The sequence below is a fragment of the Agromyces protaetiae genome (assembly GCF_004135405.1).
GTDB lineage: Bacteria > Actinomycetota > Actinomycetes > Actinomycetales > Microbacteriaceae > Agromyces > Agromyces protaetiae.
The window spans coordinates 2,161,247-2,174,473 of record NZ_CP035491.1; the positions used below are offsets into that span (position 1 = coordinate 2,161,247).

The window sequence follows — 13,227 nt, forward strand, 5'->3', positions numbered from 1 at the left end:
GAGGTCGATCTCGGCGAACTTCTGCACGACCAGCAGCAGACGGTTCTTCTCGGCGAGTTGCTGGATCTCATTCTCGAACCGGAAGCGTTCGAATACGTCGATGTTCTTCGAGAAGCCGGCGAGGTAGTCGACGAGGTTGGCCTTGAGGCCTTCGGGGTCGCCGAGCAGACGAGCGAAGTTCCACGGGCTCGTGTTATAGAAGTTGAGCCCGAGCTGTTTGCGGATGAGCGCGTCACGCAGTTCTTCTCGCTCGGTGCTCTCGACGATCGCCCGTACCTCGTCGCGAGTGCTCTCGAGGATGCAGTCGAGTCGACGCAAGATCGTCATCGGCAGGATGACGTCGCCGTACTGGTGCGGCTTGTAGACACCGCGAAGCTGATCGGCGATCGACCACACGAATCCGCCGAGATCGCTCACTGCTCGGCCCCGAATGCACGATCAGATCGGTCGGTCGAGACGGACACGCAAGCTCCTTCGGTGCGACACGAGCCGGTCGACCGGGAATGTGAAGGGAATCCGAGTCGCGCCGACCCGCGGTTCAGGTCTGAGGCGCGTTAAACACTAGAGGTACAGACGCATGAGTGCTGCAGACTCTGGTCACCACTTCGAGGGGCACATAAACAAGACAGATGCCTTCACCTCAGTCCGCCGCGGCCAGGATTCTCGGCGAGCGTGTGAAGGACGCACGCACCGCGAAAGGTCTCAGTCAGGAGGACGCGGCCGCGCTTGCCGAGATGCACGTCACGAACTTCGGCAAGATCGAGCGCGGGCAGGCGAATCCGAGTCTCACGACGATCGTGCGGATCGCAGGTGTGCTCGAGATTGATCCGGGCACGCTCGTGCGCGGCATCAAGCTCGGCGACCTGCCGCCGCGCTCGCATCAGCTCACCGCCACCGATCTCATCAAGGCGCGCAAGGCACAGGCCGGCTGATCCGGCGCTGCGGCTCAGCCGATCAGAACGAGATCCGCCACAGATACTCCGTTCCGTCGGGCCGGAACCATCGCACGCAAGCGATGCAGTTGCGCGCCGGGTCGTCGGCCTGCACGACAAACGTCACTTGGTCGCCTGCGGCGACAGTGAGCAGGGGACGCCACAGCAATCTGCCGTCGCCGCTCAGCGAGATCTGCACCCCGCTCGCCGGCTCGTCGCCGTCGTTGACGAGCGTGAACCACGGGTCTCGCGATCGGTCGACCCTCCACGGAACGCGGTAGGCGGGCTCGGCGAGCGGCCACGGCTCGTCGTCGAAGCGGGTGATCGGTTGGGGTCGCAGCGTCGCAACGCGCGCGCCGACAAGCGGATGCGGCATCCGTCGTCTCCTCGGTTCGGCGGCACGAGCTGGGGACGTGATGACTGTACGAGCGGCCGCCGACATCGATTCGAACACCTGTTCGACTAAATGTCGGCGGCTCATGATTCGATCGCAACATGGAGAACAAGAGATCGAGGCTCGAATGAGCGCGAGTGCTACGCTGTGCTACATGAGCACGATCAGTCACCGCGAGATGCGCAACAACAGTGCTGAGGTGCTGCGCCGTGTCGAATCCGGTGAGACGATCACGGTGACGAATCGTGGCCGAGCTGTCGCGCAGTTGATCCCGATGCCCGACTCGGTGCTCGACGAGCTTGAGGCGAGAGGGCAGTTGCGGCGGGCGACCAAACCACTAAGCTCTCTTCGCGGGCTACACCCGGTCCAGCTTGATGAGTCGACCGAGGAGATCCTCGCGGACCTCCGAGGCGACCGGTGAGGCTGATCTATCTCGACACCTCGGCGGCGATGAAGCTTCTTGTGAGCGAAGTCGAGACAGCTGCGCTGCTTGAGACAATCACCACGGCAACCGACGGCACGATCGTCGCCTCCTGGCTCCTGCATTCCGAACTCCACTGCGCAAGCGGCCGACGAGGCGGGCGCATTCTGCCAGCGGCCATCGAAGAGGTTCTCGACACGGTACAACTGGTCGATCTCACCCGCGGTGACCTGATCGCGGCGAGTGCGTATGCACCTTTGCGCACGAACGATGCCATTCACCTCGCGGTGGCGATTCGGCTCGGCGCGGGCGAGATCATCACCTACGACCGGGAGTTGGCAGCGGCGGCCGCTGGCTTCGGAATCAAGGTCGTCGCGCCGGGCACCGACGGGGCGGGTGCCTCGGACTCCTGAACGAAGGTCAGTCGACCGGGTGCAGCGGCTCCGAATCCGCTGCGCCCGACCCATCGGACCCATCCGAGGCATCCGAAGCATCCCCGGCCCCGCGCCGCCCGATCGCCCGCCGCGCAGCGGTCGAGGTCAAGACCGACACCTCGCGGATGCCTCGCGCCGACGCCTTCGCGACGCCGCCCACCGCCGCACCCACTCGCGCGGCGCGGCGAAGCCCGGCCTGGGCGAACGTCTCGCTGCCGGCCGACTCGAGTTCGAACGGCAGCACGGCGGGCGGCTGCCCGAACGCGAAGCGGGACTGGGTGAGCACGCGGCGTCCGAGCACGTGGTTGCCGATGCCGCCGATCGCGGCGCCCACGCCGAACGGCAGGGCCTTGCCGATCCAGCTTGCGCCGCCGCGCACCGCGAACTGCTTGACGAACACGTGCTTGAGGCGGTCGGTGACGGTGCCGACGAGGGCTTTCGGCAGCGTGTTCGTGATGAGTTCGCCCCAGTACGCGTTGCGGGCGACGCCGACTCCGCTCGCCTGCGCGGCGAACTGCTTCACGAGGTCGGCGCCCTCGCTGCCGAGCATGAGCGTCATGACGAGCGCCCGCGCGCGCTCGGGATTGTCGACGGGGATGCCGTGCACCTCGGCGACCGATTGGGCGAAGAGCGCGGTCGCCTCGAGGAATCCGGCCGTCTCGACGCCCGACAGGGCGAGCGTCACACCCGTGCCGATGCCGGGGACGACCGCCGTCGCACCGACCGCGGCGCCACCGGTCGTGACGGCGGCGAGGTAGCGGCGCTCGAGGATGCGCACGAGTTGCGCGGGCGTCGCGTCGGGGGAGTGGCGGCGGATGCTCCGGATGTGCGCCACGACAACCGGTCGCTGGATCGACAGCACGGCGTCGATGCCGCGCTCGAACCCGTGCGCGCGCGGAGCGCCGGTCGCCCCCGCCGCCCCTTGAGATCCGGATGCCCCGGCCGCACCTGATCCGTCGAAGAACGCGTCGCCATCCGCACCCGGCTCATGCGGGGCATCCGACTTCATCGTGGTGATCTTGTGCACGCGCTCGGGCATGCAGGGATTGTACGTGGCGGGGCCGCGAGTCGGATGCGAGGTGATCGTCAAGCCTCGCGGAGTCGGGCGAGCCCCTCACCCAGTTCGCGATGCCGTCGACGAAGCGTTCGTGCCGCCTTCACGTTCACCCGTCGGTCGAACGGGAGTGCGCCCGCCTCGATGCGGTCGGGAAGCGCCGCGAGCGTGTTCAGAGCAGATGAGAGGGCGCGCGTCGCGGCGCGCGGCGGCACACCGATCTCGTTCGCAGCCTCGACGAATCGGGCGGCCGTGAGGGTGTCGCGGCCACCGACGGTGAGCGCGAGCGTCTCGTCGCCGTAGAAGAGCGTCGCGGGCAGATCGTATGCGGGAGCGACGCGGAACTCGCCCGGCACCGCCTCGAACACCGACAGGTTCTTCGCGTGCTGATCGCCGTTGCCCGTGAGCCATGCAAATGCGAGCTGCTCGAGCAGTCGAAGTCCTGCGACTGCGGGGGCCTTCGTCACGCCGATGAGCGCGCTCGCGGCCTGCTCGAAGCTCAGGTTGTACTTGTCGGCCGGCCACACACCCGCCACTTGCGCGGCATCCTCGACGGCGATCGAACGAACGGCGTCGACGGCGAGCGAGGTGTCGGCGACGCGATCGAATCGCGTCACCAGCAGACCGTGCCGGTCCGAGGCGTCCGTGAGCACCGACGCTCGCACCGCCGGAAGGTGAGTCTCATGCGCGAGCGACAGAAAGAACGCTTCGTCGTCGACGAGGTTCGGGTAGTCGGGCGGATCGAGTTTCAGGATGAATCGTTCGCCTCTTCTTCGCACGGGCAGCGACAGCATCGCGGCCGACGCCTTGTCTTGCACGCCGGCGAGTGCGGGCCGTTCGCTCACACCGGCTTCGGCGAGCAGGTCGTCGAACCGGAATCCTGCGCGTGCGTCGATCGAGATTCCGGATGACTCGGCGGGCGGTTGTTCGCCGTGTGCGACGACCTGCACGTCGCCGATGGTGTCGGCGCCGACCGCGACGAGGAGGCTCAGCTCGTCGTCGGCCGAGGTCTTCACCGCGCGGCGGAGTGCGGTGAGCCGACGGCCCTCGGGGAGGAGTCCCGCGAAGAAGGGCGGCACCGCGCCCGCGGGCGTGACGAGCGGGGCATCCGTTCGGGGGAGCGTCGTCGCGACCTGAGGCGCGTCAGCCGGGTACGAGTCCGCGTAGTCGAAGGCGATCCCCGCCGGCGTGCGCGTGAGTGAGCCGGCGAGAACGCCGGACTTGTAGACATCGGCGGCGTCGACCAACTCAGCGCACCTCCAGCTCGAGGCCGAGTGCATGAAGCACGGCGACGACGTGGTCGAGCCGTGCGCCGGGTCGGCCGCGTTCGAGCGCGCCGAGGAATCTCGGGGAGACGCCCGCGAGATCGGCGAGCTCTTCTTGCGTCAGGTCGAGCGAGCGCCGCCGGGCGCGGACGGCGGCGCCGATCGCCGAGGCATCCATTTCGACCTCCTGAAATCGGCAGGAACGTGCTGATTTCTGAGAGCCTAGTAGCTAATTGTTGCGATATCCAGGAGAATCCGCACGTTCGTGCTGAATCGGCTCCTACCTGCGATCAACACACCCGGTTACCCGCTGATTCAGCACGAACGTGCCGAATCCGTGTGCGACGAGCGAACGGCCGGGCCGCCCTACGCGGTCCCGTAGTCGGCGTTGTACCGGTCGAGCACCTCGTCGATGGGGGCGTCGAGCACGAGCGTGCCGCCGTCGAGGTAGAGGCCGCGCGTGCAGAACCTGCGCAGGTCGCGCTCGTTGTGCGACACGAAGAAGAGCGTGCGGCCGCCCGCGAGGAGCTCCTCGATGCGGGCGTAGCACTTCTCGCGGAACGCCTTGTCGCCGACCGCGAGCACCTCGTCGACGAGGATGACCGGTTCTTCGAGCTGCGAGATGACGGCGAACGCGATGCGCACTTTCATGCCGCTCGACAGGTGCTTGTAGGGCGTGTCGAGGAAGTCACCGATGTCGGCGAACCCGATGATCTCGTCGAACTTGCCGTCGACCTGCGCGTGCGTCATGCCGTGCAGGCCCGCGGTCAGGTAGACGTTGTCGCGCACCGTGAGGTCGTCGACGAAGCCGCCCGTGATCTCGATGAGCGGGGCGACGCCGCCGTTGACGGTGACGCTGCCCTCGTCGGGAAGCATGACGCCCGCGACGAGCTTCAGGAGCGTCGACTTGCCCTGGCCGTTGCGGCCGACGACGCCGATCGACTCGCCCTGGCGCACCTCGATCGACACGTCGCGCAGCGCCCAGAACTCGCCCGGCCGCGTGCGGCGCGACTGGCCGCTGAACAGATCTTTGAACGAGCGACGGCCGCGACGGTTGCGGCGGAATCGCACACCGAGTCCTTCGGTGCGGATCGCGACGTCGGTCGTGGCGGCGGCAGGCGCCGTGCGCGAGACATCCACCATCAGATCTCCTTCAGCACGGCACGCTCGCAGCGGCGGAACACGAGCACGCCGATCACGAGGAAGGCGACCGACATCGCCGCAGAGACGCCGACGTCGAACCAGTTGAGCTCGTCGGGGAAGAAGCCCGCGCGATACAGCCCGAAGATGCCCGAGAGGGGGTTGAACGCCGCCCAGAACTGCAGGCTCTCGGGCAGGTCGGACGTGCCGTAGATGATGGGTGACGCATAGAAGACGAATCGCAGCACGAGCTTCACGGCGCGTTCGAGGTCGCGGAAGAACACGACGAGGGGCGCGACGATGAGCGAGATGCCCGCCGTCAGTACGGCCTGGATGACGATGGCGAGCGGGAAGAGTGCGAGTTCCCACGAGACGGATGCCCCGAACACGATCGCGAAGAGCGCGAGCACGGGCAGCGCGAGCACGAACTCGATGCCCTTCGACAGCACGATGCGGTTGACCCAGATCGTGCGCGGGATCTTCGTCGAGCGCACGAGCTTCGCGTCTTTCAAGAACGCACGCGTCGAATCGCCGACCGCCCCGTTGAACCACATCCACGGCAGCAGCGCGATCAGCAGGAACACGATGTAGGGCTTCTGCCCGGCACCGCGATCGAACACCTGCGTGAACACGAACCAGTAGATGCCCGCCATGACGAGCGGGTCGAGGATCGACCACACGTACCCGAGCGCCGACGTCGAGTAGCGCACCTTGAGGTCGCGCGTCGTGAGCAGCCACAGCGAGTGACGGTAGCGGAGCCACGGCGTGCGCAGCAGCGGATGCGCATCCGCACGCGTCGTCGCAGTCGCTTCGCCTATCACGCCCCCAATCGTAGATGCCCGACCGGGGTAGGTTTGCAGAGTGGCCCCTCGCATCAGCACCCGAGTCCTCCTGAGCAGCGCCGCGATCGGCGTCGGCGGCGGCCTCATCGCGGGCGCGTCGGGGTATCTCGCGGCGGCGTTCGCCGTGTTCGGCCCGTTGTTCTACGGGCTGACGGTCGGCTCGCACTTCCTCCCGAGCGTCGTCTCGCTCGCGCTCCTCAAGCGCCCGGGCACAGGCATCCTCGCGGGCGTCATCGCAGGCCTCGTCGGCGCCGCCTTCGGCCCGCAGTGGTTCTGGCGGTACGTCGGCACGGGCCTGCTCGTCGGCGTCCTCCTCGAGATCCCGTTCCTCATCACGCGCTACAAGCGGTGGGACGCCTGGCTCTGGTACGCGTCAGGCGCGTTCGCGGGCGCGATCCTCGGCATCGGCGTCTTCTTCGCGCTCGGCGCCGAGCACTACGCCTGGTGGGCGTGGGTCGTCGCCCTCGCGTGCTGGGTCGCGAGCCCTGTGTTCTTCATCTGGATCGGTCGGCTCATCGCGCGAGCGCTCGAACGGTCGGGCGTCGCGCGGCAATCGGCGCGCGAGAACGCCGGCTAGAGACATCCCGAGACGCGAGAAGCGGATGCCTCGAAAGGCATCCGCTTCCCGTGGTGCGCTGTGTGCTGCGCGATTGCAGGTCTGATCAGACGAAGTGGTTCGCCCGCTCGAGGTCTTCGGCGAAGTCGATCTCGACCGCGTAGAGGTCGGAGACGTCCATCGGCTCGACCAGAAGGCTGTTCTTCTCGATCGCGAGCTCGAGGCCGCGCTCGAAGTAGTCCTGGTCGCCGACCGCGCGCAGGTGCGCGAGGAAGATCGCCTTGTCGCGGCTCGAGATGTAGTTGATGCCGACGGCCTCGCCGAGTCCGCCGCGCACCGTCTTCGAGAGCTCCTTGATGTAGCCCTCGGCGCTCGTCGTGTATTTGACCTCTTCGTCGGAGACCTTCGCCGTGTTGACGGTCACGAACGACTGGTCGCGCTCGATGAACGGGAGCGCCCTGTCGAGGATGGCCGGGTCGAAGACGACGTCGCCGTTCATCCACAGCACGCCGCCGGGCTGCGATGCCTGGAGCGCGCGCATGAGCGACTTCGACGTGTTCGTCTGGTCGTACTCCTCGTTGTAGACGAAGGACGCCTGCGGGAACGCCTCGATGATGTGCTCGAGCTTGTAGCCGACGACGATGGTCACGTTGGGGTTCTTGCCGAACGCGTGCTCGACGTTGTCGAACTGCTGGCGCATGATGGTGCGGCCGTCGCTCAGCTCGGTGAGGGGTTTGGGGAGCGAACGCCCGAGCCGGCTCCCCATGCCGGCTGCGAGGATCACGATCTGGGTGGTCACTGCATCTCCTTCGGTGGTCGGATGCAGCGACGGTCGCCCTCTCGTCGAGGATCGTTTACAAGTCGTTCACCCGGAAGTATTGATTGAGACACGCCGTTATGCCTTCAACAGACTAGCGGGAAGGCCCCGCGCGAACCTGTGGAATGTGGACGGTCGTCACTCGATCGTGATTCTTCGTTCAGGCGACGTTCAGGTTCGAGGCATTCCGACACGCGAATCCATCCCCAGGGGAGGACGAGCGGCATGGTCGGTTGATACCGTGGCGGGGTGACTCCAGTTTCGCGCTCAGAACAGAACGACGAGGCTCGCGATGACACCGGCCGGGGGGCTGCCGTCGAGGGGACGGGTTCCACGGCCGGTCGCACGCCGCGCGCCACGTCGACCGGGCGCGGCGCTGCGCGCACGCGCAGCACGGGCGCAGCATCGAGGGCGGCCGTGAATCGGCGGGCCGCGTCCGGCGATCAGGATGCCTCGGAGCGGGCGGATGCCTCGACGGGCACCTCTTCCCGGGTGAAGCCGACTGCTGCCGAGCGTCCCGCTGCGAAGAGCACGGCTGCGAAGAGCACCGCCGCGAAGAGCACAGCTGCGAAGAGCGCTGCCGCGAAGAAGACCGCTACGAAGGGCGATGCTTCGGCTGCGAAGCCGACGTCGACCGCGCGCGCGGCGCGTGGCACGGGCACGTCGGCCCGAACCGCGGCGTCTCGCGACGCCTCGAAGTCGGCGACCTCCGCCCGAGGCGCCGCGGCGAAGTCCGCGGGCACCTCGGCGTCGAAGGGCGCGGCGTCCACTGCGGCAGCCCGCAGCCGCGCGGCGGAGGCCGCCGCGACGAAGCGTCAGACGCCGCGCATCGCGGCGTCCCTCACGACCGAGACGACGGCCGCCGAACGACCTCGCCGGGCGCCCGTGACCGAAGCCGCCCAGGTGGAGCCGACGCCCGTGGCGGTCGCGCCGCTCGAGGAGACTCCGGTCGAGGACACCCGCCCGAGGGTTGCGCCGGCAGCAGCGGTCACCGCCGCAGCGGCGGTCGAGTCGGCGCCGGTCGTGCCGGAAGCGCCCGAGCCGGTCGTGGAGTCCGAGCCGGTCGTCGAGGCGATCGACCACGATCCTGAGGAGACGACGCCCGCCTCGCGTATCGCCGAGATCCTTGCAGCGACGGCGGTCGTCGAGGAGCCCGAGCCCGTCATCGAGTCATCGGTCGTGCCCGAGGCATCCGTCGCGCCCGAACCGGCGGCGGCCCCCGAGTCATCCGCCGTCCTCCCGGTCGTCGTCGACGAGGTGACCGTCGTCGAGGCGCCGGTCGTCGTCGCCGAGCCTGCCGCCGCAGTGCGGAAGAAGCGCACCCTCCGTGTCGCCCGTCCGGCGCCGCCCGCGAGCGCGATCCCAGTGCTCGAGGTCGAAGGGCTCGTCAAGCGGTTCGGGCAGAACACCGCCGTCGACCACATTTCGCTCGAAGTGCGCACCGGTTCGTTCTTCGGCGTCGTCGGACCGAACGGCGCAGGCAAGACGACGACGCTCTCGATCATCACGGGCCTCCTGCGCCCCGACGAGGGGCGCGTCCGCATCCACGGCATCGACGCCTGGGCCGACCCGCTCACCGCCAAGCGCATCACGGGCGTGCTGCCCGACCGGCTGCGCCTCTTCGACCGGCTCACAGGCGCCCAGCTCCTCGACTACTCGGGCACGCTCCGCGGCCTCGACCCGCGCACCGTGCGGGCGCGGGCGGCGGACCTCGTGAATGCGTTCGGCCTCGAAGACGCGATCGACCGCCTCGTCGCCGACTACTCGGCGGGCATGACGAAGAAGATCGCGCTCGCGTGCGCGATGATCCACTCGCCGCGCCTGCTCGTGCTCGACGAGCCGTTCGAATCGGTCGACCCCGTGTCGGCGGCGAACCTCACCGACATCCTCGAACGCTACGTCGCCGGCGGCGGCACCGTCGTGCTCTCGAGCCACAGCATGGACCTCATCGAGCGCGTGTGCGACTCGGCCGCGATCGTCATCGCCGGCCGGGTGCTCGCGCAGGGCGCGCTCGATGAGGTGCGCGCCGGCCAGACCCTCGAAGACCGCTTCGTCGAACTCGCGGGCGGGCGCAAGGCAGCGGAGGGGATGGAATGGTTGCACAGTTTCTCCGACTGAAGCTGGCGCTGCTCGCGAACATCTTCCGCCGCAGCCCATGGCAGGTCGTGGGGATCGTGCTCGGGCTCGTCTACGGACTGGGCGCCGCGGCCCTGCTGTTCGCGCTGCTCGTCGGGCTCCGCACGGTCGACGACGTCGCGATCGTCCGCGATGCACTCATCGTCGCGGGGTCGGCGACGGTGGTGGGGTTCATCCTCATCCCGCTCGTGTTCGGCGTCGACGACACGATGGAGCCACGGCGGTTCGCGCTCTTCGGCATCGACGACTCGAAGCTCGCGTTCGGCCTCGCGGTGGCGGCCCTCGTCGGCGTGCCGGCGCTCGTGCTCGGCATCGTGCTCCTCGGGACCGTCGTCACGTGGTCGCGCGGGTTCGGCGAGATCGTCCTCGCCGTCCTCGGCGCTGCGCTCGCATTCGCGACGTGCCTACTGCTCGCCCGCGTCTCGACGGGGCTCGCCTCGCTGCTGCTCTCGACGCGTCGGGCACGTGAGTTCACGGGTGTGCTCGGCATCCTCCTCGTGGTCGCGATCGCACCGGTCCTCGTCATGGTCGCGACGATCGACTGGTCGCGTTCGGGCCTCCGCGTGCTCGAAGGGTTCGCCGGCTTCCTCGGGTGGACGCCGCTCGGCGCGGCCTTCGCGCTCGGCGGTGACGCCTCCGACGGGCAGTGGCTCCCGGCGATCCTGAAGCTCCTGATCGCGGCGGCGACGCTCTGGATCGTGTGGCTCGGGTGGAAAGCGCTCGTCAGGAAGATGCTCGTGACGCCGGGTCGTGAGGCCTCCGCCCGCAGCTACCGCGGACTCGGCTGGTTCGACCGTCTGCCGCACACGCCCGCCGCGACGGTCGCGGCGCGCAGCTTCACCTACTGGGTTCGCGACGCGCGCTATTGGGTGTCGCTCGTCATGATCCCGATCGTGCCGGTGATCGTCGTGCTGCCGCTCACGCTCGCGGGAATCCCCGGCGACTATCTGCCGCTCATCCCCGTGCCGCTCATCTGCCTTTTCCTCGGGTGGAGTGTGCACAACGACACGGCCTACGACTCGACCGCGGTGTGGCTCCACGTCGCGTCGGGCATCCGCGGCACCGACGATCGGGTCGGCCGAATCATCCCCGTGCTCTTCGCGGGGCTCTTCGTGATCGGCATCGGCGGCGCGGCCACGGCGGCGGTCATCGCCGACTGGCGGATGCTTCCCGCCGTCATCGGGGTCTCGACGGTGCTGCTCTTCGCAGGGCTCGGCCTCGGATCGATCACGTCGGCGCGGTTCCCGTACCCCGTCGTGAAGCCGGGCGACAGCCCGTTCCAACAGCCGCAGTCGAGCGGCACGCTCACGGCGTTCGTGCAGTCCCTGACGATGGTCGGCGCGCTCATCCTCGCGGCGCCGGCGCTGTGGTTCGGGTGGCTCGGCATCACGCGCGACCCCGAGTGGTACGTGCTCTCGCTCGTCGCGGGGGTCGGGGTCGGGCTCGTCGCGCTCGTGATCGGCGTCTGGGTCGGCGGGCGCGTGTTCGATCGGCGCGGCCCCGAGATCCTCGCGGCGGCGATCAAGGCGTAAGCGGCTCGGCCCCCGGCGCGACGTCGACCGTCGGGCACCGGGCTCGTTGCGCTTCGCGCCGCGTAGAATCTCAGGCATGTCCGAATCCCCGCGCGCGAGCATCGCCGACCCGAATCAGCCCGGTGGCGGCACGAGCGTGCTCGACCGCGAACTCGAAGAGCTCCTCAAGGAAGAGCAGCATTTCGAGCCCGGCGACCACGAGCGCTTCTCCCACTACGTGAAGAAAGAGAAGATCCTCGAGTCGGCGCTCACCGGCAAGCCCGTCAAGGCGCTGTGCGGCAAGAAGTGGACGCCCGGTCGCGACCCCGAGAAGTTCCCGGTCTGCCCGACCTGCAAAGAGATCTACGACCGCATGAAGGCCGAGTAGGCAGCCCGGTCTCAGCGGTACGTCGTCGGGATGGCCGGTTCGCCGCGGCCGAGACGGAACGCCTCGATCGGCAGCTCCTGCATGACGTTCGCGCGGTGCTCGCGGGCCGCGCGCGTGCCCTCGGCGCCCAGGTACGACGCATCCGCTTCGCCCTTGACGATGAGCGGCACGAGCAGCGGCCGCAACTGATCGCCGGCCTCGAACTCGTCGTCGCCCGCGGGGCCGTCACCGATGTAGACGAGCTCTTCGCGCGCCGTGCGGGTCTTGTCGAGGCGTCGGGCGGCGTTCTTCCGGCCACCGACGGAGGCCTTCGACGTCGACGCCTTCGCGACCGACACCCATTCGCCCGCGTCGTCGCGGCGCGCGACGAGCTTGTAGACGAACCCCGCAGCCGGATGCCCCGAGCCGGTCACGACCGAGGTGCCCACGCCGTACGAATCGACGGGAGAGCCCGAGAGGGCGGCGATCGTGAATTCGTCGAGGTCGCTCGTGACGGTGATCTTCGTGTTGACGGCGCCGAGCGAGTCGAGCTGCTCGCGGACGGCCGCGACGACGGTCGGCAGGTCACCCGAATCGATGCGGACGGCGCCGAGCTCTGTGCCCGCGACCCGCACGGCCGTCTCGACGCCTGTCGGGATGTCGTACGTGTCGACGAGGAGCGTCGTCTTGGGGCCGAAGGCGGCGACCTGCGCGCGGAACGCGTCTTCCTCGGAGTCGTGCAGCAGGGTGAACGCGTGCGCGGCCGTGCCCATGGTGGGGATGCCCCAGGCGCGTCCCGCCTCGAGGTTCGAGGTCGCGTCGAAGCCCGAGATGTAGGCCGCGCGCGCCGCGGCCACCGCCGAGCGCTCGTTCGTGCGGCGAGATCCCATCTCGGCGATCGGTCGGCCGAGGGCCACCGACACCATGCGCGCGGCGGCGCTCGCGACAGAGGTGTCGAAGTTGAGCGCCGAGAGCACGAGCGTCTCGAGCACGACCCCTTCGGCGAAGCTCGCCTGGATCGTGAGGAGCGGCGAGCCGGGGAAGTACGCCTCGCCCTCGCGGTAGCCCCACACGTCGCCCGTGAACCGGTAGTCGGCGAGCCAGTCGAGGGTCTCGTCGCGCACGACCTCGTTGGCGCGCAGCCACTCGAGCTCGGCGTCGTCGAAGCGGAACCGCCCGATGAGTTCGAGGAGACGCCCGGTGCCCGCGACGATGCCGTACCGGCGGCCGTCGGGCAGACGCCTCGCGAACGTCTCGAAGAGCGACTCGCGGTGGGCGGTGCCGTCGCGGAGCGCGGCGTCGACCATCGTGAGTTCGTAGCGGTCGGTGAAAAGGGCAGCTGAGCCGGTCACGCACCC

At 68.7% G+C, this 13,227-nt stretch carries 16 protein-coding genes and 1 pseudogene; 7 read left to right on the top strand and 10 right to left on the bottom strand.

Annotated features, from left to right (window positions below; translation table 11 throughout):
- Positions 1-75 precede the first annotated feature (75 nt).
- Positions 76-417: pseudogene (locus ET445_RS18460) on the bottom strand (type I restriction-modification system subunit M N-terminal domain-containing protein); the annotation flags it as partial.
- A gap of 212 nt (positions 418-629) precedes the next feature.
- On the opposite strand from ET445_RS18460, the gene ET445_RS10035 reads away from it, so the two are divergent.
- Entirely contained in the window at positions 630-932 is a 303-nt protein-coding gene (locus ET445_RS10035) for a helix-turn-helix domain-containing protein (protein WP_129191085.1), read from the top strand.
- 22 nt (positions 933-954) lie between these two features.
- Here ET445_RS10035 and ET445_RS10040 read toward each other — a convergent pair whose 3' ends face one another.
- Positions 955-1,308 carry a hypothetical protein gene (locus tag ET445_RS10040; RefSeq protein ID WP_243695165.1) on the bottom strand — a complete coding sequence of 118 codons (354 nt, stop codon included), beginning with the start codon at positions 1,306-1,308 and terminating at the stop codon, positions 955-957.
- Positions 1,309-1,480: 172 nt separating this feature from the next.
- Between ET445_RS10040 and ET445_RS10045 the strand changes: the two genes are divergently transcribed.
- Together ET445_RS10045 and ET445_RS10050 are read left to right on the top strand one after the other, a co-directional pair.
- Positions 1,481-1,747, top strand: coding sequence for a type II toxin-antitoxin system Phd/YefM family antitoxin (locus ET445_RS10045; protein ID WP_129191087.1), 267 nt, complete (start codon positions 1,481-1,483; stop codon positions 1,745-1,747).
- Positions 1,744-2,160, top strand: coding sequence for a type II toxin-antitoxin system VapC family toxin (locus ET445_RS10050; RefSeq protein WP_129191089.1), 417 nt, complete (start codon positions 1,744-1,746; stop codon positions 2,158-2,160). The genes ET445_RS10045 and ET445_RS10050 overlap by 4 nt, the downstream gene beginning before the upstream one ends.
- A 7-nt stretch (positions 2,161-2,167) precedes the next feature.
- Here the strand turns inward: ET445_RS10050 and ET445_RS18020 are convergent, their stop codons facing one another.
- From ET445_RS18020 to ET445_RS10075, 5 genes are all read right to left on the bottom strand, one after another.
- Positions 2,168-3,220, bottom strand: coding sequence for a hypothetical protein (locus ET445_RS18020; RefSeq protein ID WP_243695166.1), 1,053 nt, complete (start codon positions 3,218-3,220; stop codon positions 2,168-2,170).
- Positions 3,221-3,267: 47 nt separating this feature from the next.
- Positions 3,268-4,482: a type II toxin-antitoxin system HipA family toxin gene (locus ET445_RS10060; protein ID WP_165314368.1), complete on the bottom strand. Its 1,215-nt coding sequence runs from the start codon at positions 4,480-4,482 to the stop codon at positions 3,268-3,270.
- A gap of 1 nt (position 4,483) precedes the next feature.
- Positions 4,484-4,678 carry a type II toxin-antitoxin system Y4mF family antitoxin gene (locus tag ET445_RS10065; RefSeq protein WP_129191094.1) on the bottom strand — a complete coding sequence of 65 codons (195 nt, stop codon included), beginning with the start codon at positions 4,676-4,678 and terminating at the stop codon, positions 4,484-4,486.
- Between the two features lie 188 nt (positions 4,679-4,866).
- Positions 4,867-5,643 (bottom strand): ABC transporter ATP-binding protein, encoded by a 777-nt coding sequence (locus tag ET445_RS10070; RefSeq protein WP_129191096.1) that lies wholly within the window; start codon positions 5,641-5,643, stop codon positions 4,867-4,869.
- Complete coding sequence (locus tag ET445_RS10075) at positions 5,643-6,461, bottom strand: ABC transporter permease (RefSeq protein ID WP_424922841.1); 819 nt, start codon at positions 6,459-6,461, stop codon at positions 5,643-5,645. The genes ET445_RS10070 and ET445_RS10075 overlap by 1 nt, the downstream gene beginning before the upstream one ends.
- Positions 6,462-6,501: 40 nt before the next feature.
- Between ET445_RS10075 and ET445_RS10080 the strand changes: the two genes are divergently transcribed.
- On the top strand, positions 6,502-7,059 hold the full coding sequence (locus ET445_RS10080; protein ID WP_129191098.1) for an ECF transporter S component: 558 nt from the start codon (positions 6,502-6,504) through the stop codon (positions 7,057-7,059).
- A gap of 85 nt (positions 7,060-7,144) precedes the next feature.
- Here ET445_RS10080 and ET445_RS10085 read toward each other — a convergent pair whose 3' ends face one another.
- Together ET445_RS10085 and ET445_RS10090 are read right to left on the bottom strand one after the other, a co-directional pair.
- A complete protein-coding gene (locus tag ET445_RS10085; protein WP_129191100.1) occupies positions 7,145-7,837 on the bottom strand; it encodes a phosphocholine cytidylyltransferase family protein in 693 nt (230 codons plus the stop codon).
- Between the two features lie 461 nt (positions 7,838-8,298).
- Entirely contained in the window at positions 8,299-8,625 is a 327-nt protein-coding gene (locus ET445_RS10090) for a hypothetical protein (RefSeq protein WP_129191102.1), read from the bottom strand.
- 115 nt (positions 8,626-8,740) lie between these two features.
- Between ET445_RS10090 and ET445_RS10095 the strand changes: the two genes are divergently transcribed.
- The 3 genes from ET445_RS10095 (at position 8,741) to ET445_RS10105 (ending at position 11,890) form a co-directional block, all read left to right on the top strand.
- On the top strand, positions 8,741-9,973 hold the full coding sequence (locus ET445_RS10095) for an ABC transporter ATP-binding protein (RefSeq protein ID WP_243695167.1): 1,233 nt from the start codon (positions 8,741-8,743) through the stop codon (positions 9,971-9,973).
- The gene (locus ET445_RS10100) at positions 9,949-11,523 is read left to right on the top strand and encodes a hypothetical protein (RefSeq protein WP_129191105.1); all 1,575 of its coding nucleotides are present in this window, start codon (positions 9,949-9,951) and stop codon (positions 11,521-11,523) included. Before ET445_RS10095 ends, ET445_RS10100 begins: the two co-directional genes overlap by 25 nt.
- Positions 11,524-11,599: 76 nt before the next feature.
- Positions 11,600-11,890 (top strand): DUF3039 domain-containing protein, encoded by a 291-nt coding sequence (locus ET445_RS10105; RefSeq protein WP_129191107.1) that lies wholly within the window; start codon positions 11,600-11,602, stop codon positions 11,888-11,890.
- A gap of 11 nt (positions 11,891-11,901) precedes the next feature.
- On the opposite strand, the gene ET445_RS10110 is transcribed toward ET445_RS10105, so the two are convergent.
- Positions 11,902-13,221 (bottom strand): nicotinate phosphoribosyltransferase, encoded by a 1,320-nt coding sequence (locus tag ET445_RS10110; RefSeq protein WP_129191109.1) that lies wholly within the window; start codon positions 13,219-13,221, stop codon positions 11,902-11,904.
- Positions 13,222-13,227 lie beyond the last annotated feature (6 nt).